Origin of the sequence: Rhodococcus sp. 14-2483-1-2, from assembly GCF_002259405.1 — a bacterium.
Taxonomy (GTDB): Bacteria; Actinomycetota; Actinomycetes; order Mycobacteriales; family Mycobacteriaceae; genus Rhodococcoides.
On sequence record NZ_NPFW01000007.1, the window covers coordinates 610,191 to 632,283 of the forward strand.

General features: G+C 64.3%; 22 protein-coding genes. 10 read left to right on the top strand and 12 right to left on the bottom strand.

Annotation, left to right across the window (positions count from 1 at the left end):
* Position 1: 1 nt before the first annotated feature.
* Complete coding sequence (locus tag CH295_RS07545; RefSeq protein WP_094740231.1) at positions 2-550, bottom strand: TetR/AcrR family transcriptional regulator; 549 nt, start codon at positions 548-550, stop codon at positions 2-4.
* 81 nt (positions 551-631) lie between these two features.
* Between CH295_RS07545 and CH295_RS07550 the strand changes: the two genes are divergently transcribed.
* Positions 632-1,558, top strand: a complete 927-nt coding sequence (locus tag CH295_RS07550) for an alpha/beta hydrolase (RefSeq protein WP_094740327.1) — start codon at positions 632-634, stop codon at positions 1,556-1,558.
* On the opposite strand, the gene CH295_RS07555 is transcribed toward CH295_RS07550, so the two are convergent.
* The 4 genes from CH295_RS07555 to CH295_RS07570 are packed head-to-tail and all read right to left on the bottom strand — an operon-like array spanning position 1,555 to position 6,016.
* Positions 1,555-2,226: a TetR/AcrR family transcriptional regulator gene (locus CH295_RS07555; protein WP_094635201.1), complete on the bottom strand. Its 672-nt coding sequence runs from the start codon at positions 2,224-2,226 to the stop codon at positions 1,555-1,557. The two genes, CH295_RS07550 and CH295_RS07555, sit on opposite strands and share 4 nt — an antisense overlap.
* Positions 2,223-3,068: an SDR family NAD(P)-dependent oxidoreductase gene (locus tag CH295_RS07560; RefSeq protein ID WP_094740232.1), complete on the bottom strand. Its 846-nt coding sequence runs from the start codon at positions 3,066-3,068 to the stop codon at positions 2,223-2,225. Before CH295_RS07560 ends, CH295_RS07555 begins: the two co-directional genes overlap by 4 nt.
* Positions 3,065-4,603: a flavin-containing monooxygenase gene (locus tag CH295_RS07565; protein WP_252341948.1), complete on the bottom strand. Its 1,539-nt coding sequence runs from the start codon at positions 4,601-4,603 to the stop codon at positions 3,065-3,067. The genes CH295_RS07560 and CH295_RS07565 overlap by 4 nt, the downstream gene beginning before the upstream one ends.
* Positions 4,604-4,657: 54 nt before the next feature.
* Positions 4,658-6,016 (bottom strand): MFS transporter, encoded by a 1,359-nt coding sequence (locus CH295_RS07570; RefSeq protein ID WP_094740233.1) that lies wholly within the window; start codon positions 6,014-6,016, stop codon positions 4,658-4,660.
* Positions 6,017-6,078: 62 nt separating this feature from the next.
* Here CH295_RS07570 and CH295_RS07575 point away from each other — a divergent pair, with 62 nt between their 5' ends.
* Positions 6,079-6,642 carry a TetR/AcrR family transcriptional regulator gene (locus CH295_RS07575; protein WP_170945792.1) on the top strand — a complete coding sequence of 188 codons (564 nt, stop codon included), beginning with the start codon at positions 6,079-6,081 and terminating at the stop codon, positions 6,640-6,642.
* Positions 6,643-6,702: 60 nt separating this feature from the next.
* On the opposite strand, the gene CH295_RS07580 is transcribed toward CH295_RS07575, so the two are convergent.
* Positions 6,703-8,193, bottom strand: a complete 1,491-nt coding sequence (locus CH295_RS07580; RefSeq protein ID WP_094740235.1) for a SulP family inorganic anion transporter — start codon at positions 8,191-8,193, stop codon at positions 6,703-6,705.
* A gap of 338 nt (positions 8,194-8,531) precedes the next feature.
* Between CH295_RS07580 and CH295_RS07585 the strand changes: the two genes are divergently transcribed.
* Positions 8,532-10,157 carry a ribonuclease J gene (locus CH295_RS07585; RefSeq protein WP_094740236.1) on the top strand — a complete coding sequence of 542 codons (1,626 nt, stop codon included), beginning with the start codon at positions 8,532-8,534 and terminating at the stop codon, positions 10,155-10,157.
* Positions 10,158-10,168: 11 nt separating this feature from the next.
* On the opposite strand, the gene CH295_RS07590 is transcribed toward CH295_RS07585, so the two are convergent.
* Together CH295_RS07590 and CH295_RS07595 are read right to left on the bottom strand one after the other, a co-directional pair.
* Positions 10,169-10,573, bottom strand: a complete 405-nt coding sequence (locus CH295_RS07590; RefSeq protein WP_037196051.1) for a MerR family transcriptional regulator — start codon at positions 10,571-10,573, stop codon at positions 10,169-10,171.
* Between the two features lie 30 nt (positions 10,574-10,603).
* Complete coding sequence (locus tag CH295_RS07595) at positions 10,604-12,112, bottom strand: SulP family inorganic anion transporter (protein WP_252341950.1); 1,509 nt, start codon at positions 12,110-12,112, stop codon at positions 10,604-10,606.
* Positions 12,113-12,265: 153 nt separating this feature from the next.
* Between CH295_RS07595 and CH295_RS07600 the strand changes: the two genes are divergently transcribed.
* A complete protein-coding gene (locus CH295_RS07600) occupies positions 12,266-13,159 on the top strand; it encodes a LysR family transcriptional regulator (protein WP_094740238.1) in 894 nt (297 codons plus the stop codon).
* A gap of 141 nt (positions 13,160-13,300) precedes the next feature.
* Here the strand turns inward: CH295_RS07600 and CH295_RS27730 are convergent, their stop codons facing one another.
* From CH295_RS27730 to CH295_RS07615, 4 genes are all read right to left on the bottom strand, one after another.
* Positions 13,301-13,465 carry a hypothetical protein gene (locus tag CH295_RS27730; RefSeq protein WP_156399697.1) on the bottom strand — a complete coding sequence of 55 codons (165 nt, stop codon included), beginning with the start codon at positions 13,463-13,465 and terminating at the stop codon, positions 13,301-13,303.
* Positions 13,462-13,797 carry a hypothetical protein gene (locus CH295_RS07605; protein WP_037196056.1) on the bottom strand — a complete coding sequence of 112 codons (336 nt, stop codon included), beginning with the start codon at positions 13,795-13,797 and terminating at the stop codon, positions 13,462-13,464. Before CH295_RS07605 ends, CH295_RS27730 begins: the two co-directional genes overlap by 4 nt.
* Positions 13,798-14,095: 298 nt before the next feature.
* Positions 14,096-14,491: a universal stress protein gene (locus CH295_RS07610; protein WP_094740239.1), complete on the bottom strand. Its 396-nt coding sequence runs from the start codon at positions 14,489-14,491 to the stop codon at positions 14,096-14,098.
* Positions 14,488-15,483 (bottom strand): 2-hydroxyacid dehydrogenase, encoded by a 996-nt coding sequence (locus tag CH295_RS07615; RefSeq protein ID WP_170945793.1) that lies wholly within the window; start codon positions 15,481-15,483, stop codon positions 14,488-14,490. The genes CH295_RS07610 and CH295_RS07615 overlap by 4 nt, the downstream gene beginning before the upstream one ends.
* A gap of 338 nt (positions 15,484-15,821) precedes the next feature.
* On the opposite strand from CH295_RS07615, the gene CH295_RS07620 reads away from it, so the two are divergent.
* From CH295_RS07620 to CH295_RS07645, 6 genes are read left to right on the top strand one after another with little or no spacing between them, the layout of a single operon-like run.
* Positions 15,822-17,399, top strand: a complete 1,578-nt coding sequence (locus tag CH295_RS07620) for an ABC transporter substrate-binding protein (protein WP_094740240.1) — start codon at positions 15,822-15,824, stop codon at positions 17,397-17,399.
* 1 nt (position 17,400) lies between these two features.
* Entirely contained in the window at positions 17,401-18,330 is a 930-nt protein-coding gene (locus CH295_RS07625; protein WP_037196062.1) for an ABC transporter permease, read from the top strand.
* Positions 18,331-18,339: 9 nt separating this feature from the next.
* On the top strand, positions 18,340-19,326 hold the full coding sequence (locus CH295_RS07630) for an ABC transporter permease (protein ID WP_032405207.1): 987 nt from the start codon (positions 18,340-18,342) through the stop codon (positions 19,324-19,326).
* On the top strand, positions 19,323-20,342 hold the full coding sequence (locus tag CH295_RS07635; protein ID WP_094740241.1) for an ABC transporter ATP-binding protein: 1,020 nt from the start codon (positions 19,323-19,325) through the stop codon (positions 20,340-20,342). The genes CH295_RS07630 and CH295_RS07635 overlap by 4 nt, the downstream gene beginning before the upstream one ends.
* Positions 20,335-21,330, top strand: a complete 996-nt coding sequence (locus CH295_RS07640) for an ABC transporter ATP-binding protein (protein ID WP_037196069.1) — start codon at positions 20,335-20,337, stop codon at positions 21,328-21,330. The genes CH295_RS07635 and CH295_RS07640 overlap by 8 nt, the downstream gene beginning before the upstream one ends.
* Positions 21,330-22,067, top strand: coding sequence for a sulfite exporter TauE/SafE family protein (locus CH295_RS07645; RefSeq protein ID WP_094740242.1), 738 nt, complete (start codon positions 21,330-21,332; stop codon positions 22,065-22,067). The genes CH295_RS07640 and CH295_RS07645 overlap by 1 nt, the downstream gene beginning before the upstream one ends.
* Positions 22,068-22,093 lie beyond the last annotated feature (26 nt).

Sequence of the window (22,093 nt, forward strand, 5' to 3'; positions counted from 1 at the left end):
GTCAACGTCGGACGCCGACCTTGCGGAACAGCAGATCGATCATGGCCCGTTTCGACGCCTCGTCCTGCGGGTGCGTCAGCATGGCCTCGATGACGAAGACGATCATTCGTGTCGTCGGTTCGATGCCTGCGTCATCTACGCCGGCGTTGCGTAGCTCGACGGCGATCCACTGTTCCCACAACGCATGGAAATCGTTGTGCCACTTGTCGATACAGGCAGCTACCGACGTTCGCGAGTGCACCGTATCGACCAGTCGATGATATTTCTCCAGCTCGTCGACCACCCAGAGGACCTGCTCGTTCACCGATTGCGTCGCGAGAGCACCGAATCGACCGAGGGCCTCGGTGTGAATGTCGTCGAGTACCCCGACGAGCAGCTCGTCCTTGTCGCCGAAATACCAGTAGATCGTATTGGTGGTCACTCCGGCAGCGGTGGCGATTCGACCCATCGGGGTGTGCTCGTAGCCGTCGTCGACGAACAGCGAGCGGGCGGCGTTCACGATCTCGGAGCGCTTCTCGGCGCGATCGACGGGTCGACGGTTGCGCGGCATTGCATCATCGTATCTTGATCGTCATTCAAGACGGTGCTATTTTCTTGAATGACGATCAAGAGAACGAAGAAGGACAACCACATGAGCGCCGACGACCAGCCCGAATACAGCCGTACCGACGAATGGTTCGATTCGGAGGGAGTCCGCTGCGCTGTGGCGGTGTATCGGCCCACGGGCACGACGGTCGACGCTCCTGCCGTGGTCATGGCCCACGGATTCGGCACCCCACGTGCCATTCGCCTCTTCGCCTACGCGGAGGTCTTCGCCCGCGCCGGCTACACGGTTCTCGTTTTCGACTACCGCCACTTCGGTGACAGTGACGGTGAGCCGCGGCAGCTGCTCGACATCGGCAAGCAACTCGTCGACTGGCGCAACGCCGTCGCCTACGCCCGGACACTCGACGGTGTCGACTCGGCACGCATCGTCGGTTGGGGTACCTCCTTCGCCGGCGGACACGTGCTCACCCGGGCCGGCACAGGAGAGAACTTCGCCGCCGTCATCGCCCAGATCCCGCACGTGGACGGGATCGCAGCCGTGCGGGCGACCGGACTTCGGCGCACCGTCAAGCTCGCCCCGTCAGCGGTGATCGACCAGATCCGCGCAGTGCGCGGGAAGTCACCCCTGTACGTCGACTCGGTCGGCAACCCCGGCGATCGAGCCGTGATGACCTCACCCGACGCCGTCCCCGGCCGCGACCTCCTCCTCGCCGAATCCGGATTGACCGACGGCGACTACCCGGAAACCGTTGCTGCGCGGATACTCCTGCGCATCGGGTTGTACTCGCCGGGCAAGACCGCGTCGAACATCACCTGCCCCGTTCTGATGCAGATCATGTCCGACGACGTGGTCACGCCGGCGTACGTCACCGTGAAGATCGCAGCGAAGATTCCCGACGCCACCGTGCACATCCACAAGGGCGGCCACTTCGACCCCTACGTGCAGCCGTTGTTCCCGATCATCATCGAAGAGCAGCTGGAGTTCCTGAAGAGGACTGTGCCGGTGCGTTAACTCTCTCGACCCTCGGACCCTGTGTTCGTCAGCGGCGCAACGATATTGGCAAGCATGGTCGCGATGGTGGCGACGACGATGCGCCGCTCCGCGACATAACCGCTCTGGTACCACGTCATCGCGGTGTGGCTGATTCCGCCGATCGCAGCGGTGGCGAGCAGGTCGACATCCAAATCGGGGCCCGACGGTACGTCGCCGGCGAACGTGCGGAGGTAGCCGAGCAACAGCGTCCCGAACTGCTGCATCACTGTCAGGTACGTCTGCTCCACGCGAGGGCTGACTCCGAGCACCTCCATCCACACCACGCGAGCGAGGTGCGGGTCCTCGACGACGCGAAAGAACGGCTCGAGCAACTGCTCGGCGACAGCCCTGATCTCGCTGCCCGTCTCCACCTCCGTGATGGCCCCGGACACCGAGTCGGTCAGGTGTGCAATGCATTCCGCGTAGACAGCGAGCAGGAGATCCTCGGTCTTGTCGAAATACTGATAGAAGTGCCGGTCGGCGATCTTGGCCTCGCGGCACAGTCCGCGGACGGTCGCGGCGCGGTACCCGGTGCTGCCGAACACCCGCAGGCCGGCGTCCAGAAGCTGCCGCCGCCTGCGGTCGTCGCGGTCGGCCGCGCTCTCACCGCCGTAGGCGCGGCCGGCAGCTTCGGGCGCTGCGCTCATGACCGTCGGGCATCCAGTTCGGCAGTGAGACGGATCAATTCGGCGTCCCGCTCCATCATGGCGTCCATGACCGGGTTGACGATGCCACGCAACAGCGAGATCGGGATCCAGCGACCGGGCACGGCGATGCGCGCAGCCCGCCGTCCGATCCCTCGAACGGCCACGCGCGCGAGCTTGTCCGGTGTGATCGGGCGGAGCAGCGGCGTGGGGAAGGCGCGGTCGATCATGGCCGTCGCGACGTCGTCGCCGCCGAACGCGACCTCGACGATCGGAGTTGCCACCCACCCCGGATACAGCACTCCGGCAGTCGCTTTCGTGCCCGCGAGTTCCGCACGCAGAGCACGACCGAGCTGTTCGACCGCCGCCTTCGATGCCGCGTACGGCGCATTCGCCAGGCCGTTGAGGTACGCGTACGTCGACGAGGTGAGCAGCACGTAGCCCCCGGATTCGACGATGTGCGGAAGGGCGGCACGCACCGTGTTCCAGACGCCGATCAGGTTGACGCCGATGACCCGCTCGAATACTCCGTCCTCGATCGACCGAACGGTCGATGCCTGTGCACCGCTTGAGATTCCGGCGTTGGCCATCACGACGTCGAGCTTGCCGAAGGTGTCTATCGCGGTCGCGACGGCCGCATCGAGCTGCTCCCGCACGGTGACGTCGGCATACGCGATCGCCACGCGTTGGTTGCCCAGCTTCGCCGCCACGGCCTCGAGGTCGGTCGACGCCATGTCGACGAGAACGATCGAGGCGCCGCGTCGATGCAGTGCGATCGCCACGGCGGAACCGATTCCGCCTGCCGCGCCGGTGATCAGCGCTACCTGTCCGGTGTGCTTGCTCATGCCGAGACCTCGTCCTTGGTCATCACCTCGGTGGACGACCGGTGGATGTGATGGGCTTCCGGCCGAAAACGCTTGGCCCAACGGCGGAACGTGAAGCTGAATCCCGGGAACATGGCAACCACGTGTCCCGATTTCGATTGGTACCAGCTGTGGCAGCCGCCGTCCTTCCAGACGGTGCCTTCCATCTCGCGGTGAATGGTGTCGGTGTACTCCTGCTCGGCGGCTGCGGTGACCTCGATGGCGGTCGCACCCACCTGTCGGACAACGTCGATGGCCCGCACGATGTACTCCATCTGCGCCTCGATGAGGAAGATCGCGGAGGTGTGACCGATTCCGGTGTTCGGTCCGGTGACGACGAACAGGTTGGGAAAGCCGGGAATCGTGGTGCCGAGGTAGGCGCGCGGGTACGGATCCCAGACCTCGGACAGCGCTCGGCCGTCGCGTCCGATCACCGGGTACGAGATGACGCCGTCGGTGGCGTCGTATCCGGTGGACCACACCAGCAGATCGACGTCGACGTGTTCGCCGGTGGTGGTGACGATGCCGGTTTCGGTGATCTCCGCGATGCCGTCGTTCTTGTCGTGCAGGGTGACGTTCGCCTGCCCCAGCGCGGGATAGAGCGTGTTGGACAGCAGAACCCGCTTGCACCCGATGACGTAGTCCGGGGTGACCTTCGCTCGAAGCTCGGGATCCGGAACCTGAGACTCGATGTGCTTCACCGCAGTTCGCTGGGCGACGGCCTTCAACATCGTCCGTGAGTACTTGAAGCCGAGGATACGAGTTTCGAGACTCCAGTAGATCCCGGCGCGGACCAGCCTGCGGATCGGTTCCAACTTCAGCAGCCTGCGCTGCAGCGGCGTGAATTCGCGGTCGTGACGTGGCATCACCCAGTGCGGGGTGCGCTGGAAGACGTGCAGCTGCGCCACGTCGGGTTGGATCGCGGGAATCACTTGCGCGGCACTGGCACCGCTGCCGACGATCGCCACTCGCTTGCCTGCGTGGTCGTAGTCGGTGTGCCAGTCGTTGGTGTGGAACTGGGTGCCCTGGAACTTCTCTCGGCCGGGAAACGGCGGTACGACGGGCGTACTGAGTGGTCCCGACGCGTTGACGACGAACTTCGCCGCGTAGTCGCCCCGCGAGGTGGTGATGGTCCAGTGGTCTCCGGCCCATTCGATCTTCTGGACGTCGGTGTCGACATGCGTCCGCGCCGGCAGACCGTTGGATTCGAGCACATGGTCGGTGTACCGCTCGAGCTCCTCGCGTTCGGCGAACATGCGCGTCCACTCGAACGGTTCCGACGCGATCGAGTACAGCGGACTCTGCACGTCGACGGCTGCGCCCGGGTAGCGATTCTGCTTCCACGTGCCACCCATGAAGGATCGTCTCTCCAGAACGACGAGGTCGTCGATGCCTCGATCGAGCAATGCCTTCGCTGCGCACTGGCCACCGAAGCCGCTGCCGATGATCACCACGGTGTGAATATGCATGCTGACGAACCCCTCCCACACGAGGCGCAATCCGATGACGCGCGTCATCACTTTAAAGTGATGACGCGTGATTCCGCAATGGTTTCGGAGCGCGAATGCCGGTCAATCAACAGCGCTCGATCCACTGCCCTTCGCCCTGGAATCCTCGAGGCGCATTGCGAGTGCGGCGGCTACCACCAGGGCAAGAACCATCACCAGGTACGGAGCACGCTCGTTACCCGACACCGTGGTGGCTGCGGTCGCAGCCGACAGGCCGACGGCCCCACCGAATTGCTTGGCCGTGTTCATCAACCCGGACGCCGCACCAGCCTCCTCCTGCGCTACGCCTGAGGTCACAATGGTGGCGAGCGGAGTGTTCAACAGGCCTCCGCCGATTCCGACGACAAGCGAGGGTCCGAGAACTGCGATCCAGAATTGCTCCGTCGACGACCACCCGATCCACCACACACCCGAGGCGGCGATCAGCGCGCCAACGCTGATCAGAACGCGGGCACTGATTCGGTCGAGCAGTCGAGGCACCACGGCGAGGTTCACCACCATCAGCGTCACTGTGAGAGGAAGGAACGCGAGGCCGGTCTGGAGCGGTGAGTACCCCCAGTTCTGTTGGAAGCGGAACGTCAGGAAGTACCAGATGCTCACTTGGAAGCAGACAGCGGTGAATGCCGTCGCTGCCGTTCCGAAGGCGATTTCGGGTCGACGCCACAAGCTCGGCGGGATCAGTGGCACGGCGCTTGCCCTGTCTCGCCGCACCCAGGCCAAGGCAAGCGCCACACTCAGCGCCGACGCCACGAGCACCGGTCCGGAAATGCGACCGCGCTCGGCGAACAGCGACAACGCGTACACGGCCGACCCGAACGCCAGGACCGACGCGGCGACCGACGACCACCTCACCTCCGCCACGGGAGTCGGCCGCCCGGAGATCAGGGCTCGGGCAGCGACCACTACGAGCACACCGATCGGAACGTTGATCAACAGAACCGAACGCCAGGAGACGAATTCGGTCAGTGCCCCGCTGACGATGTTGCCGATCCCGCCGCCTGCCACACTCACTGCGGTCCACAGCGCGATCGCGCGCGTCCGATCCGGCCCCTCTCGATAGGTCACGGTCAGTAGCGTGAACGTTGCCGGAGACAACGCGGCGGCCGCGAGACCCTGGCCGATGCGTGCCCCGATCAACATCCACCCGGTCACGGCCAGACCGCCCAGGATGCTTGCGCCCGTGAATGCCACCGTGCTCCACAACACAACGCGCGCAGCGCCCAGACCGTCCGCCAATCGCGCGGCCGCCAGGAGTGCACCCGCGAACGCGACGCTGTACCCCGTGGCGACCCACGACGTCATGGCGGTCCCCAGGCCCAGGTCATGCTGCATGGACGGGAGTGCGACGTTGAGAACCGACACATCCAGTACGACGACGAGTTGCGCTACTGACGCCACCCACAGCGCGCGACGTGTGGCCATCTTTCCCCTTTGATACATGCGTATAACTGATACGAATGTATCAAGCGGAGGGAGCGAATGGAGTGACCAACGAACAACGGACCACGCAGATTCTCGACGCGGTCGAACGCCTCCTGTCTCACGGCGGCCTCGAGGCGGTCACCATGCGCGCCGTCGCTACCGAAGCGGGTGTGTCACTTCGGCTGGTGCAGTACTACGGAAACAGCAAGGACGAGCTGCTGCACTCCGCGCTTCGACGCCTGTCCCTCCGCAGCGTGGAGCGGTGGCAGCACGCTTCATCAGCAGGCGAGCACTCTTCGATCGAGACCTTCCTCCTCGAAGCGTTGCCCACCGACGACGAGAGCCGCTCGCTCCATCGTGTCGGTGTCTCACTCGAATTACTCTCCATCACAACCGAATCGCCCGTAGCCGATGCGTACCGCGCTCACCTGTCCGCGATTCATGAGTATCTCGTCTGTCTCTATCGGACTCGGTATCCGCAGCTGTCAGAAGTGCAAGCCGCTGGCTTTGCCAGGCAATGCATGGCTTTCATGCACGGGCTCGGATCGCTGGTGATGGCCGGACACACGACAGCCGAGCAAGCGCGCATCTGCGTTTCCGAATTCGTGGAACGGCCGACGAGGTGACGGTGTCCGTGCACCACATTCGTCGCCAGTTCCAGCTGAGGAAGACGCACGACGTTCGGCTCAGTGCCCGCCCGACAGCTGTCCACTCAATCGGACGTGCCGTTCGGCAGATGCGGCGTTCAGGCCGATGATCTGGGCATGCTTGCCCTTCGCCTCGTACTTCGAGGTGATGGCGTCGAGGGTCGCGACCGTGGATGCATCCCAGACATGGGCCCCACTGAGGTCGATGACGACGTTCTTCGGATCTCCCACGTAGTCGAACTGGTAGATCAGATCGTTGCTCGACGCGAAGAACAACTCGCCATTCACCGCGTAGACGCGGGTGTCCTGGTCCGGATGGGCCACGTCGACGACCTCGGTCAGGTGCGCCACGCGTCGGGCGAACAGCACCATCGCGGTGAGGACGCCGACGACCACGCCGTACGCCAGGTTGTGGGTGGCGACGGTGACGACCACGGTTGCCAGCATGACTGCTGTTTCGCTCTTGGGCATGCGCCGCAACGTCTTCGGATGAATGCTGTGCCAGTCCATCGTGCCGATCGCAACCATGATCATGACGGCGGCGAGTGCGGCCATCGGGATCAGCGCCACGATGTCGCCGAGACCGACCACGAGAATCAGCAGGAACACACCCGCCAGGAACGTCGAGATGCGCGTCCGGGCACCCGAGGCCTTGACGTTGATCATCGTCTGGCCGACCATCGCGCAACCACCCATGCCACCGAAGAAGCCGGTGATGACGTTGGCTGCGCCCTGGCCCCAGCTCTCGCGGGTCTTGTTCGAGTGCGAATCGGTGACGTCGTCGACGAGCTTGGCGGTGAGCAGCGACTCGAGCAGCCCGACGATGGCCATGGCACACGCGTACGGAGCGATGATGCTCACGGTTTCCAGGTTCAACGGCACGTCGGGGAAGAGCAGGGCAGGCAAGCTCGACGGCAATTCGCCCTCGCCACCGACGTTGGGGACGTTCAGCGCGAACACCACCGTGGCAACCGTCAACAGCACGATTGCCACGAGCGGTGCGGGAACGACGGAGGTGATCCGAGGAAGCAAGAACATGATCAGCAGACCGACGGCCACCAGCGGGTACACCAGCCACGGAACACCGATGAGGGACGGGAACTGCGAGGTGAAGATCAGAATTGCCAGCGCGTTGACGAATCCCACCATCACGCTGCGAGGAATGAAGCGCATCAGCTTGGCAACGCCGAGGACTCCGAGAACCACCTGGAGCACACCGGCGAGGATGACGGTGGCGATGAAGTAGTCGAGGCCGTACTGCTTGGCGACCGGAGCGATGACCAGGGCAATCGCCCCGGTGGCCGCAGAGATCATCGCGGGGCGACCGCCCAGGAACGCGATGGACACGGCCATCGTGAAGGACGCGAACAGGCCCACTCGCGGATCGACACCCGCAATGACCGAGAAGGCTATGGCCTCGGGAATCAGCGCCAATGCGACAACCAGGCCGGCCAGCACCTCGGTCTTCAGCATTCGGGGGGACCGCAGGGCACCCATGACGGTCGGAATCCGGTCGGCGGAGTCGCTCATATCTCTCCATTCGTGATCGATGGACAGGACAGGCCGAGGAACGGCCGCTCTCATCCAGGGGTGGGCGCATCGCTGCGCCCGAAGGCTTTGTTCGTGGAGCCCGATGGGCATCTCACGCGTCCCGCACACATCGGGTGGGGAGAAACAGTCAGGAAACTGATCCATACTCTTACGCAAGAGTAGAGTTGATGCAAATCGACGGTCTTCGGACCGGGGTCGAGACCAGGTGAAGAACCCCCCGTAGCGTAAGAGGCATGTCGAGATCACCACGGAACCGCAGATCCCCCGCCGCACCGAGAAAGCGATCCTCCTCCGCGCTTCAGGCAGGGCACCTTCGCGTGATCGCGACCGGCGGTCTCGGCGAGATCGGTCGAAACATGACCGTGTTCGAGTACGACGGAAAACTGCTCATCGTCGACTGCGGCGTCCTGTTCCCCGAAGAGCACCAGCCCGGCGTCGACGTCATCCTCCCCGACTGGAGTTGCATCCGGGATCGTCTCGACGACGTCGTCGCGATCGTCCTCACCCACGGACACGAGGACCACATCGGCGGCGTCCCCTACCTGCTGCGCGAGCGTGGCGACATCCCCGTCATCTCGTCACGGCTGACTCTGCACTTCCTGGCTGCCAAGTTCGAGGAGTTCAAGGTCTCGACAAAGCTGATCGAGGTCGAAGCGGGGCAAACCCGTCAGGAAGGCCCGTTCGAGCTCGAGTTCATCGCCGTCAACCACTCGATCCCCGACGGTCTCGCCATCGCCATTCGCACCGACGCCGGGCTTGTGCTGCACACCGGCGACTTCAAGATGGACCAGTTCCCGCTGGACGGCCGGATCACCGATCTCCGTAGCTTCGCACGCCTCGGCGAGGAAGGGCTCGATCTCCTCCTCGTCGACTCGACCAACGCCGAAGTTCCCGGGTTCATGGTGTCCGAACGTGATCTGGTCCCGGCCATCGAGAAGGTGTTCCGTGAAACGACGGGGCGCGTGATCGTCTCGAGCTTCGCCAGTCACGTGCACCGCATTCAACAGGTACTCGACGCTGCGCATGCGCAGGGCCGCAAGGTTGCGTTCGTGGGCCGATCGATGGTGCGCAACATGAAGATTGCGACCGATCTGAATTACCTCGATGTGCCCGACGGGCTCGTCGTCGATCTACCGAAGCTCAACCGACTTCCGGCCAACAAGATCACCTTGATCTGCACCGGATCGCAGGGCGAGCCCCTCGCCGCGCTGTCGCGGATGGCGTCGGGTGAGCATCAAATCAAGGTGGGCGACGGCGACACCGTGCTGATGGCCAGCAGTCTCATTCCCGGAAACGAGAACGCGATCTACCGCGTCATCAACGGTCTCGTCGACAAGGGTGCACGTGTGGTGCACAAGGGAAATGCGAAGGTGCACGTCTCCGGTCACGCCAGCGCAGGCGAGTTGGTCTACTGCTACAACATCCTCGAACCCGCCAATGTGCTTCCCGTACACGGTGAGTCGCGACATCTGCGCGCCAACGCCGATCTCGCGATCAGGACCGGCGTTCCCCGCGATCGAGTGTTGATCGCCGAGAACGGAAGCGTCATCGACCTGTTCGACGGCGTCGCGCAGATCACCGGCTCCGTCCCCATCGAACTGATCTATGTCGATGGCAGTGCCGTCGGTGGTGTGACCGAGGATTCGCTGGCCGAGCGTCGCTTGCTCGCGAACGAGGGCGTGCTGACCGTCATCGCGATCGTGGATCCAGACACCGGCCTGCTGGTCGACGACGTCGACTTCATCGGACGCGGATTCGCCCACGAGGCCAACGCATTCGACTCGCTGGCCAAGGCGATCGGCAAGACCCTCACGCGCGAGAGCGACGTCAAGGTTGCGTCTCGCGAGAACATCGAGAAGCGCATCGTGCAGGAATCGGCACGGTGGGCCAAGCAGACCCTGGGCCGTCAGCCCCTCATCGTCCCGGTGGTCGTGGACGGCTAGAGCCGGTCCGGTCAGATCTGGGCTGCCGCACCACGGGTGGACAGCACATCGGTCAGTTCCTCGGCGTAGGCGAGCTGCCGCCGCAACGTGCGGCAGCTTTCCTCGGCCTTGGTGTGACACTCACGAACGAAGGCCGCGGCCGACGACTTGGCGTCGTCCGTCGCGTTCTCGTCGCCCAGAACGTCGAGGGATTCGAGTAGCTGTTTCATTTCGGCCAACGTGAAGTCGAGGGGCTTCATCCGACGAATGACGAGCAGTCGTTCGACGTCGGACTCGGTGTAGAGCCGGAAGCCGCCGACGGTCCGAGCAGAGGGCGTGACGAGGCCGACGTCGTCGTAATGACGAACCGTGCGGATGGACAGCTCGGTTCGTTGAGCTACCTGTCCGATCTGCATGTGCATGCCGTCGTCTGCCATGTGCCGCCTCTCCTCGACAGCCCACCCTAGTCAGTGCTCGGCACCGAGGTTTCCACTGAGGCGGTCGTGCCGCTCGGTGGACGGCGCGTTCAGCCCCACGATCTTCACCGTCTTGCCCTTGGCGGCGTATTTGGTCGTGATGGCGTCGAGGGTCGCCACGGTCGATGCGTCCCAGATGTGCGACTCGGACATGTCGATGACGATGTTCTTCGGATCTCCGACGTAGTCGAACTGATAGATCAGATCGTTGCTCGACGCGAAGAACAACTCGCCCTTCACCGCGTACACCCGGGTGTCCTCGTCGGGATGGGCCACGTCGACCACCTCGGTCAGATGGGCGACCCGTCGGGCGAACAGCACCATTGCAGTGATGACACCGACGAGCACGCCGTACGCGAGGTTGTGGGTGACGACGGTGACCGCAACCGTGGCGACCATGACGAGGGTCTCGCTCTTGGGCATGCGGCGCAACGTCTTCGGGTCGATGCTGTGCCAGTCGAAGGTGCCGATCGAGACCATGATCATCACTGCGACGAGCGCGGCCATCGGAATCAGCGCGACGATGTCGCCGAGACCGACGACCAGGATGAGCAGGAAGACGCCGGCGAGGAACGTCGAGATTCGAGTGCGGGCTCCGGAGACCTTGACGTTGATCATGGTCTGGCCGATCATCGCGCAACCGCCCATGCCGCCGGTGAATCCCGTGACCAGATTCGCCACACCCTGACCCCAGCCCTCACGGGTCTTGTTGGAGTGCGAGTCGGTGATGTCGTCGACGAGCTTGGCCGTCATCAGAGACTCCAGCAGGCCGACGAGCGCGATCGCCAGCGCGAACGGCGCGATGATCGACAGTGTGTCGAACGTGAACGGCACGTCCGGAATCAGGAACGACGGCAGCGAGGACGGCAGTTCACCCTCGTCGCCCACATCCGGAACTGCCAACGCGAAGACGAGTGTGACGCCGGTGAGTATCACGATCGCGATCAGCGGTGCCGGCACGATGGTCGTCAGCTTGGGCAGGAAGAACATGATGAGCAGGCCCACGGCGACCATCGGGTAGACCAACCACGGCACCCCGATCAGATATGGAACCTGTGAGCTGAAGATCAAGATCGCCAGCGCGTTGACGAATCCGACCATGACGCTGCGCGGAATGAATCGCATCAACTTGGCGACGCCGAGAACGCTGAGCACGACCTGCATCACTCCGCCGAGAATCACCGCTGCGATCAGATAGTCGAGGCCGTACTCGCGTGCCAAGGGGGCGACGACCAGCGCAATCGCTCCGGTGGCCGCGGAGATCATCGCCGGCCGGCCGCCGACGATGGAGATGGTGACAGCCATTGTGAACGATGCGAACAGCCCCACGCGCGGATCCACGCCGGCGATGATCGAGAACGAAATGGCCTCCGGAATCAACGCCAGCGCCACGACCAGGCCTGCGAGCACTTCGGTCTTCAGCCGCTTCGGCGAGCGCAACGCACCCAGCACCGAGACGTCTTCGACGGCGGTGACAGGCACCTGGGCATCTCGAGACACGACGGCTCCATTCGATGAGTGCAGGGCACGTCCTGCGCGGGCGACTCTACTCTTACCGGAGAGAAGGTTGTCAATCGTCAGGGCGCGGCTGGTGAGCTAGATTCATATCCAGAGGCACAACAGAACTCACTCCGCGATGCAAGGAATGAATCGATGTTCTCGCTCAACAGGCTCTCTTGCTTCATCGCCGTCGCCGAGGAATTGCACTTCGGCCGTGCTGCCGAACGGCTGCACATGACTCAGCCACCGCTGAGCAGGCAGATCCAACAGCTCGAGAGCGAAGTCGGCGTGCAGCTGATCGACCGCACGAGCCGGTCGGTGACCCTGACGGCAGCAGGCCTGGCCTTCCTACCCGAGGCGCGACGCATCCTCGACCTCGCCGAAGGAGCACTGCTGACGGTGCGACGCGTCCCCACCGGAGACCTGGGGACTGTGGTCGTCGGATTCACCGGCGCATCGGCGCATGCGGTGCTGCCGCAGTTGCTCGACGCCGCACGCGAGAAGTTGCCCGACGTGAAACTCGTTCTGCGCGAGATGGTCTCGGCGGTACAGATGGAATCGTTGGCCGTCGGCGATCTCGATCTCGGGTTGGCCAGGCCACCACTCAAACGACCGGGCATCGCGTCTCGGCCGGTGCTGCACGAGTCGTTGATCGCGGCGATGCCCGAGGAACACCCGCTGGCCGAGAAAGACGAACTGTCGGTGGAGGACTTCGACGAGCAGCCGATCATCATGTACTCACCCGTCGACGCGCGGTACTTCCACGAGCTGCTGATCAGCACCTTCACCATCGTCGGGGTGTCCCCGCGCTACGTGCAGTACGTGACGCAGGTGCACACGATGCTGGTGCTCGTTCGTTCCGGCATCGGATTGGCATTGGTACCGGAGTCGGCGTCGACCATGCGGCCGGAAGGTGTTGTGTTCCGGCCGGTTCGGACCGTGAAGGAACGTCCCGTCGAACTCGACGCGGCCTGGCGAGTGGACAACGACAACCCGGCACTGCACCGCTTCATGACCGATGTGCTGCCGGCGCGGGAGTGGTCGTGATTATTTCCTGCTGATCGAGCCATGGTTTGACAGTGCCCGAAGCCGGTCTCGGTCGAGTGCTCGTGTGAATACGGCGCGCCTCGAAAGCCAACGAAGGCCCGCACCTGGTTGGGAACGGGCCTTGTCAGGTTCGTGGGTTGCTCAATCTTTGGGCGGCTTGGTGTCTTTGCCAGCTGCGACGTCACGGAGCCATTGCGGGACGGGCTTATTGTCGTACTCGCGGAGCTTGATGGATGCTTCGGCGGCTGCGGACCGGACTTTCATCGAGCGTCCACGGCCCGCGGGGCGGTTCTCGGTGGTGGTCATCGGGGGTCCTCCGTCTCTGTGTCGTTTTCATTGTCGCCGGTTTCGGCAGGTTCCGCCAGGTCGTCCTGTGGCTTCACGGTGAGATCTGCGATCGCCTGCAGCGTGTCGCGATCGGTGCGCGCGATGAACGGAGTCGTGGCAACGGTGCCGAACACTTTCCAGCCGAGTGCGGCTTCGTCGTCGTTCTCGCTGACGGTCCTCTCGAGGCACCAGGTGATGCGTTGCCAGGATTGAGAACGGTTGTCCGCCCGAGTGCGCTGGCTGACGGTTCCCACCACGCCGACGACGGCAATCAAACCGACGATGAGGGTGATCCAGGCTTGTGCTGGCACTGGCCGGGTTCCTTTCGGGTGCGGTCGAGACATGCGGGTGGGGACCTTGCCGAGTGGTTGGCCTCAGACGGCCCGACACCCCCGCCATGCTCTCCCCCGCGAGTATTGAAACCGTAGCCGGACCCACCGACACGAAATCGACATGCCAGTTCGAGCACCACTGAATTCTAGAAACCGCTACGCCAAATTCTTGGAGAGATGGATCAGCGCGTAACCGCCCGAAGTTTCGTGCCTACGAGTTTCTGGGCGGCGTGCTGCAATGTCCTCGACGACATCCTCCGCCGCACACGCAACCGAACTACCGCGGCGTCCCCACCGGCGGCTTGACGGCCGTCACCGGGCAGTGCGCCTCGAGGAGAACGCGCTGAGAGATGCTGCCCATGAACAACTTTCCGACGGGCGATCGACGCCTGATGCCGATGACGACCAGTTGCGTCTGTTCGTCGAACGACAGGTCGATCAGATTGTCGGCGTGCGAGCGGCCCGATTCGTTGTCGTGAATTTTCGTCGTGACACCAACGGCCGAGGCCTCCTCGCGAGCCGATTCGACGGTGGCAGCGAAGTCGGCGTCGGCTGCGCTGTTGTCCTCGGCGACGATGATCAGGTCCGTTCCACGCATGTGCGCCTCACGAAAAGCGAAGGGCAGCGCGCCTTTCCCCTCGGTGGTCGGCGAGTAGCCGACGACGACGGTCACTGCGTCACCGGCGTGACGAGGGTGCCGTCGGCCAGGAAGCGATCGAGGTTCTCGAGCGTAAGTGCTTCCATCGCGGCCCGCGTCTCCACCGTCCCGCTTCCCACGTGCGGCAGCAGCACCACGTTGTCCATCGCCAGCAGGGCGTCGGGCACGTTCGGTTCGTGGGCGAAGACGTCCAGACCGGCTCCGGCCAGCTGCCCGGCGGCGAGCAACTCGATGAGTGCTTCCTCGTCGACGACGCTTCCGCGGGCCACGTTGACCAGATATCCCTGCGGTCCCAGCGCTTCGAGCACCGCGCGATCCACCAGATGTGCAGTTCCCGAACCGCCGGACGCGGCGATGATCAGTACGTCGACGTTCTCGGCGAGCGCTGTCGGACTGGCGGCGTAGACGTAGGGAGAGCCGTCGATCTCGTTTCGATTGTGGTACGAGATTTCGCATCGAAATCCGTTGAGCCGGTCGGCAATTGCCGAGCCGATCCGCCCGAGTCCGATGATTCCGACGCGCTTGCCGGTGACCTGGCGCGTCAGTGGCGTGTTGCCCTCGGCGGGCCAGCGGCCGGCGCGCACAAAACGCTCGGCGGACGAGAGCCCACGCACGGTGTCGATGACAAGACCGACAGCGAGGTCCGCCACACAGTCGGTCAACACGTCGGGGGTGTTGCTCACGGCGATGCCGCGGTCTGCTGCGGCGTCGACATCGGTGGTGTCGTATCCGACGCCGAAGTTCACCACGGCTCCGAGCTGCGGCAATCGCTCCATCAACGCGGCATCGACGCCGGTGCGGCCGGAGGTGACCACCGCGGTGATCGATTCGCCGTGCGCATCGAGGAATTCGTCGCGACCATCCCCCTCGGGCAGTTCCAGCGCGTCGTACTCGGCAACCAAGGTGTCCATCAGCGACGGCTTGAGCGGTCCGACTCGGAGCACCCGACCGCCCTGTTGCGAATCCGGTTGAGACACAGAGGAACTCTGCGAGCTGACGGTGACCATTGTTCTCCTCGCGAGATGGTGGAACGTGCGCGTTTCCTGTACGGTATGCCGCTCCTCGAATACCTGTCCAACACGGAAATAACATGGACCGATACCCAAACGGCATGAACGACGCATTGCCGATGCAGACCCGTCCAGCCTTGCCTACATCCGACCTGGTCAGTCCACTACAGATGTGATTCAGGCCTCATCAAAACTGTCCCTGTGACCCACAAAACTGGCCGGAAAGGGCATTTCGTCCGGTTGACGGTGAAGACAGCCCGCTCATACCGTGTGTCTACCGTCACAGATTCGGCTGCGACTCGCAGACGCGGATCCTTTTCCCACTGGAGGCCACCATGAGCCCTGCACTCTTCGTGCAGCAGGGACGGACCCATCGCGTCGCCGCAATAGCCGTTGGCGCACTGTCATTTTCACTTGTAGTGAGCGGTTGCACCGTCGCCAATTCCAACAACGGTGGACCGAGCCGCGCAGATACTCTCCGCATCGTTCTGCCGCAGGAGCCGCCGACCCTCGAAGCCTGCGATGTCTCACTGACATCGGTGGGTGTGGTGACGCGCTCGAACATCACCGAGCCGCTCATGGAGCGCAATCCCAGCACCGGCGATCTCGAACCCAAGCTCGCCGACTCGTGGAAGCAGACCTCCGATACCGAATGGACGTTCGCGATCCACCCCGGTGTGACGTTCAGCGACGGCAGTCCCTTCGAGGCCGAGGACGCCGCGTTCTCCATCGATCGCACGGTCAACTCGGAACTGGGCTGCAACGTCGAGGGGTACGTGTTCGGCGACGCGAATCTGGTGGTCACGGCGGTCGACCCGATGACGCTGACCGTGCAGTCGCCGGAACCCGACCCGATTCTGCCGCTGCGCCTGTCGTTCGTGGAGATGGTCCCGCGCACAGCCAGCTACACCGAGCGGGTACGCGAGCCCATCGGAACGGGACCGTTCGCGATCGAGCGGTGGGACTACGGCCAGAAGCTCTCGCTCGTACGCAACGAGACCTACTGGGGTCCGAAGCCCGAGTACGCCAGGGCCGAGTACCAGTGGCGCAGCGAGGGCAGCGTCCGCGCCTCGATGGTGACCAACGGCGAGGCCGAGATCGCGACCTCCGTCGGACCGGAGGACGGTGCAGGAGACCTCGGGGTCGCGTACCCCAACAACGAAACAACGGCGCTCCGCATCCAGGCCGCCCAGCCACCACTGGACGACATGCGGGTGCGGCAGGCGATCAACTACGCGATCAATCGCGACGGCATCGTCAAGGCCTTGTTCAGGGGACTCGGTTCACCGGCAGCACAACTGATTTCCGAGGGCGTCGTCGGCTACAACGAGGACCTGACGCCGTGGCCCTACGACATGGACCAGGCCCGCACGCTGATCGACGAGGCGCGGGCAGACGGGGTACCGGTGGACGCCGAGATCCGCCTGATCGGACGCACCGGACAGTTCCCGAAGATCAACGAGACAGTGGAGGTCATCCAGAACTCGCTGTCCAAGATCGGCATGAACGTCAAGATCGAAATGATGGACGCCGCCGGTACCGCCGAATACCAGGAACGTCCGTTCCCGGACGTCGGTCCGTATCTGCTGGTGATTCAGCACGGCAACCAGGCCGGCGACTCCGCCTTCACCGTCGACCAGTACTTCACCAGTGACGGATTCCAGAGTGCCTACGGCACAGCGGAATTCGACAAAGAGATCGCTGCCGCCGGTGCCCTCACCGGAGAAGACAGGCAGGCCGCATACGCCCAGGTGTTCGCCGACGAACCGAAGGACATCATGCAGATGGCCTACATCGCCCACATGAACGGGGTGCTCGCCAAGGCCGCCTCGGTCGACTACACGCCGAACTCGGCCACGGTCGACGAAATGCACCTGGCCGCGATGACGCGCGCCGATACCGAGAGGCCCTGACATGTTCAGATTTCTGCGCCGACGGATCTACACCAGCCTGATCCCTCTGTTCGTCGTCCTGCTGGGCGTGTTCTTCCTCGCTCGTCTCACCGGCGACCCCACCAGCCTGTACCTACCCGAGTCGGCCACCCAAGCGCAGCGCGAGGCGTTCCGTGCCACCAACGGCTTCGATCAGCCGGTGCTGACGCAGCTGATGGACTACTTCAAGGGCGTCGTCCAACTCGACTTCGGGCAGTCGCTCCGCACCGGTGAGGACGCGTCGGCGATGGCATTGCGCGCCTTCCCCGCAACGCTGCAGCTCGCCTTCGCGACGATGTTCCTCGCCATCCTCGGTGCCGTGATCATCGGCTGCTGGGCTGCGTACCGACCGAACTCGTTGGCCGATCGCATCTCGAGCCTGCTGTCGATGACGGCCGCGTCCATCCCTGACTTCTGGTTCGCCATCATGGGCGTCTACGTCTTCGCCATCGTGTTCGGCTGGCTGCCCACCTCGGGCGTGGACAGCGGAATGCTCTCGTGGGTGTTGCCGATCGCCACGCTGCTCATTCGACCCCTCGGCGTGCTGACTCAGGTGGTGCGTGGCGCGATGGTCTCGGCACTGTCGGCACCGTACGTTCGGCTCGCGAGAAGCAAAGGGGCAGGCGATCTTCGGGTCGTCACCCACCATGCCCTGCGCAACGCCGCTGCACCGGCGCTCACGGTTGCAGGCGACCTGATGGTCGGACTCGTCAACGGCGCGGTGGTCGTCGAGGCCATCTTCGGGTGGCCCGGCATCGGAAAGTTGATGATCGACGCCATCCTGCAGCGCGACTTCGCCGTTCTGCAGGCGGCCGTGCTGTTGACGGCGGTGAGCATCTTCGTGCTCAACATCGTCATCGATGCCTGTTATGCATTGCTCGACGCCCGGGTTCGCGACAAGGTGAAGGTCTAGGTAAGAAACATGTCACTCGACTTCGAAGCACCGAAAACGTCCGAACCCGAGGATGTTCCACCGCAGAGTCCGGTGGAAGCCCGCAAGGCGTCGGCCCCGCTGTGGAAGCTGCTCCTGCGCGACAGGGTCGCCACCGTCGCCGCCGCGATTCTGGTGCTGGTCTTCCTCACCGCGATCTTCGGCCCGATGTTGGTCGGTGACGCTGCTACCGATCAGGACCTCGACCGCTCGAACCTACCGCCGTTCACCCTCGACACCGGTTGGATGAACATCCTCGGCACAGATCCGCTGGGGCGCAGCATGTTGGCCCGGTTGATCGTGGCCAGCAGAACCACATTGTCGGTGGCCATTCCGGCGGTGATCCTCTCGGCGATCATCGGCTCGTTCATCGGGATGTGGGCCGGCTTCCATCGCGGTTGGCGCGAGACCGCGGCGATGCGCGTCGCCGACGTCATCCTCAGCTTTCCGTCGCTGCTGATGGCCGTCGTGGTGCTCTACGTCTTCTCGCCCAGTGCCGCGAACATCGTTCTGGTCCTGACGGTCACGCGTATCCCCATCTACCTGCGTACCGCCCGCGCCGAGTCGGCCGAACTGCAGAGTCGATTGTTCGTGGATGCCGCCCGCACGTTCGGCGCGAAGAGCGGATCGGTGATCCGACGCCACGTGGCCCCGATTCTGCTGCCGACCCTGCTCACCGTCGCCACCCTGGACTTCTGCTTCGTCATTCTCGCCGAATCGTCACTGAGCTTCCTGGGCATCGGCATTCAGCCACCCGACGTCTCGTGGGGCCTGATGGTCTCGCAGGGCCGTACCTACCTGCAGACCGCCTGGTGGCTCTCCTTCTTCCCCGGCCTGGCCATCGTGCTGACGACCGTCTCGGCCACCGTCCTCGCCGCCTGGGCCCGCATCGCCACTGACCCGGCCCAGCGCTGGCGGCTCAATGTCCCCCGCTCCAAGCGGTCTCGCCTGCTCCCCGTACGAAAGGTCGTCTCATGAGCGCACCGGCAACTGCACCTCGGCGTTCCGATACCGGCAGCATCGCTCTGGACGTCCGCGGGCTGACCGTCGATCTGCGGACACCGTCGGGCGTCATTCGCGCCGTCGACAACGTCACCTTCAGCGCCCGCCGCGGTGAAACCCTGGCTCTGCTGGGTGAATCGGGCTGCGGCAAGTCGATGACGGCACAGGCCATCGTCGGTCTGCTCGAGCCGATCGCCGACATCACCGGCGGTTCCGTCGAGTTGGGCGAGGTGGACCTGGTGACCGCCAAGACCAAGGTGCGACGCACCATCGCGGCCACCGAACTGGCCATCGTCTTCCAGGATGCACTGACGGCACTCAATCCCGTCTACACCGTGGGAACTCAACTGGCCGAGCCGTTTCGGATCCACCGGGGCATGTCGGCCAAACAGGCACGCGTCGAGGCGATCACACTCATGGCCCGCGTCGGCATTCCCGAGCCCGAATCGCGCGCCGACTCCTACCCGCATCAGTTCTCCGGTGGCATGCGTCAGCGACTGCTGATCGCGATGGCCGTGGCCCTGAGTCCGTCGGTACTGCTGGCCGACGAACCCACCACCGCGCTCGACGTGACGGTCCAGGCGCAGATCATGGCTCTGCTGAAGGAACTGCGCACCGAGCACGACATGGCCGTCGTCCTGATCACCCACGATCTCGCCCTGGTGGCAGAGGAAGCCGACCGGGTCGCGATCATGTACGCGGGCAACGTCGTCGAGACCGGACCGGTGTCCGAGGTGTTCGGCAAACCGCGCCACCCGTACACCAAGGGACTGCTCGACTCGGTCCCTGTACACGCCGTCCGCGGTGAGGATCTGAAGTCGATCGGCGGCACCCCGCCGGATCTCCATTCGATTCCCGACGGGTGCGTCTATCAGGCCCGTTGCCCCATCGCCCGCGACATCTGCGTCAGCACACGCCCTCCGCTCGAATCCGTCGGCGACGGCCGGATGTCGGCGTGCCACTTCCCGAACGAGGTATCCAGCCATGTCTGAACAACTGTTGACCGTGCGCGGACTGAACAAGACCTTCGACGTCGGCCGGGGCAAGCTCCGCGCCCTCGACGCCATCGACCTGGATCTGCGACGCGGCGAGACCCTCGGCTTGGTGGGTGAATCCGGCTGCGGCAAGTCCACTCTCGCGCGCACGCTGATGATGCTCGAACGACCCGACTCGGGCACCGTGGCCTTCGACGGCATCGATCCGTTCGCCCTGCGCGGCAAGGAACTCCTCGCGTGGCGTCGACGAGTACAGATGGTGTTCCAGGACCCGTACGGTTCGCTGAACTCGCGGATGACGGCAGGTGACATCATCGGCGAGCCGTGGCGAACTCACAAAGGCCTGTACAAGACTCGCCGCGATCGCTCCGCACGAGTGCGTGAGCTGTTGCATCTGGTGGGCCTGCGACCAAGCGACGAGAACCGATTCCCGCAAGAGTTCTCCGGCGGTCAACGCCAGCGCCTCGGCATCGCGCGGGCCCTGGCGTTGAACCCCGACGTGATCATCTGCGACGAGCCGGTCTCGGCACTCGATCTCTCGGTCCAGGCGCAGGTGCTCAACCTGCTCAACGACCTGCAGAAGCAACTCGGCATCTCGTACGTGTTCATCTCGCACGATCTGTCGGTCGTCCGACACGTCGCCGACCGCGTCGCGGTGATGTACCTGGGCCGCATCGTCGAATCCGGCGCTACCGAAGCCGTGTTCGAGCGTCCCGCGCACCCGTACACCGCGGCGCTGATGTCGGCCGCACCCACACTCGACGCGTCGAACCGCGGGACGAAGATCCTGCTGAAGGGCGAGGTACCGTCGCCGCTGAATCCGCCGTCGGGATGCCGGTTCCGCACACGCTGCTGGAAAGCGACCGAACTGTGCGCCAGTGAGGCACCCCCGGTGGCGCTCGACGCCGACGAGGCCGATCACATCGCCGAATGCCACTATCCGCTCGCCGCAGGCAATCTCGGCCTCGTCGCTGCCGGGACGTGATGGCGACAGACCTGAGCGTCACCGGATTCGTCGTCGTCGCGCTTACCATCTTCTTCGCGTCGGCGATGCAGGCGTCCATCGGATTCGGCATGGGCATGCTCGCCGCGCCCATCGTGGCCATCGTCGACCCCGGACTCATCCCAGCGACGCTGATCATGCTCGCCGTGGTCGTCAGTGTGCTCGTCCTGGTTCGTGATCGCACTGCCCTCGACCTCTCGGGCGCGGGGTGGGCGCTGGCCGGTCGCCTACCCGGATCGGCGGTGGGCGCACTGCTGCTCGTGCTGTTGCCCGAGCGCGGCCTGGCCATCCTGCTCGCGCTGGTGGTGCTGAGCGGCGTCGCCTTGACGTCCTTCGGTTGGGTCCCGTTGCCGCACAGACGAAACCTGGTGGTGGCCGGGGCCGCGTCGGGAATTCTGGGAACGGCCACCTCCATCGGCGGACCGCCGATGGCCCTGGTGTGGCAACGCAACACCGGAGCCGAACTGCGCAGCACCATGAGCTGCTTCTTCCTCGTCGGATCACTCATCTCGCTGGCGGTACTGGCGGTGGCCGGCGCAGTGGACGCCCATACTGCGACGCTGTTTGTGTTCCTGGCCCCGGCGACAGTTCTCGGTTTCCTGCTCTCTCGCGTGGTCAATCGTGTTCTCGATCGTCGACGCCTGCGCATCACCGCGATCGGTGTCTCCGCAGCCGGCGCACTCGTTCTCGTCGCCCAGCAGGTACTCGCTCTGATGTGAGGGCCGTGTCACGTGTTGCATCGGCT

Coding starts and splice junctions, on each gene's coding strand:
- CH295_RS07545 (WP_094740231.1), bottom strand. CDS start 550: ATGCCGCGCAACCGTCGACCCGTCGATCGCGCCGAGAAGCGCTCCGAG.
- CH295_RS07550 (WP_094740327.1), top strand. CDS start 632: ATGAGCGCCGACGACCAGCCCGAATACAGCCGTACCGACGAATGGTTC.
- CH295_RS07555 (WP_094635201.1), bottom strand. CDS start 2,226: ATGAGCGCAGCGCCCGAAGCTGCCGGCCGCGCCTACGGCGGTGAGAGC.
- CH295_RS07560 (WP_094740232.1), bottom strand. CDS start 3,068: ATGAGCAAGCACACCGGACAGGTAGCGCTGATCACCGGCGCGGCAGGC.
- CH295_RS07565 (WP_252341948.1), bottom strand. CDS start 4,603: ATGACGCGCGTCATCGGATTGCGCCTCGTGTGGGAGGGGTTCGTCAGC.
- CH295_RS07570 (WP_094740233.1), bottom strand. CDS start 6,016: ATGGCCACACGTCGCGCGCTGTGGGTGGCGTCAGTAGCGCAACTCGTC.
- CH295_RS07580 (WP_094740235.1), bottom strand. CDS start 8,193: ATGAGCGACTCCGCCGACCGGATTCCGACCGTCATGGGTGCCCTGCGG.
- CH295_RS07590 (WP_037196051.1), bottom strand. CDS start 10,573: ATGGCAGACGACGGCATGCACATGCAGATCGGACAGGTAGCTCAACGA.
- CH295_RS07600 (WP_094740238.1), top strand. CDS start 12,266: ATGTTCTCGCTCAACAGGCTCTCTTGCTTCATCGCCGTCGCCGAGGAA.
- CH295_RS27730 (WP_156399697.1), bottom strand. CDS start 13,465: ATGACCACCACCGAGAACCGCCCCGCGGGCCGTGGACGCTCGATGAAA.
- CH295_RS07615 (WP_170945793.1), bottom strand. CDS start 15,483: ATGGTCACCGTCAGCTCGCAGAGTTCCTCTGTGTCTCAACCGGATTCG.
- CH295_RS07620 (WP_094740240.1), top strand. CDS start 15,822: ATGAGCCCTGCACTCTTCGTGCAGCAGGGACGGACCCATCGCGTCGCC.
- CH295_RS07625 (WP_037196062.1), top strand. CDS start 17,401: ATGTTCAGATTTCTGCGCCGACGGATCTACACCAGCCTGATCCCTCTG.
- CH295_RS07630 (WP_032405207.1), top strand. CDS start 18,340: ATGTCACTCGACTTCGAAGCACCGAAAACGTCCGAACCCGAGGATGTT.
- CH295_RS07635 (WP_094740241.1), top strand. CDS start 19,323: ATGAGCGCACCGGCAACTGCACCTCGGCGTTCCGATACCGGCAGCATC.
- CH295_RS07640 (WP_037196069.1), top strand. CDS start 20,335: ATGTCTGAACAACTGTTGACCGTGCGCGGACTGAACAAGACCTTCGAC.
- CH295_RS07645 (WP_094740242.1), top strand. CDS start 21,330: ATGGCGACAGACCTGAGCGTCACCGGATTCGTCGTCGTCGCGCTTACC.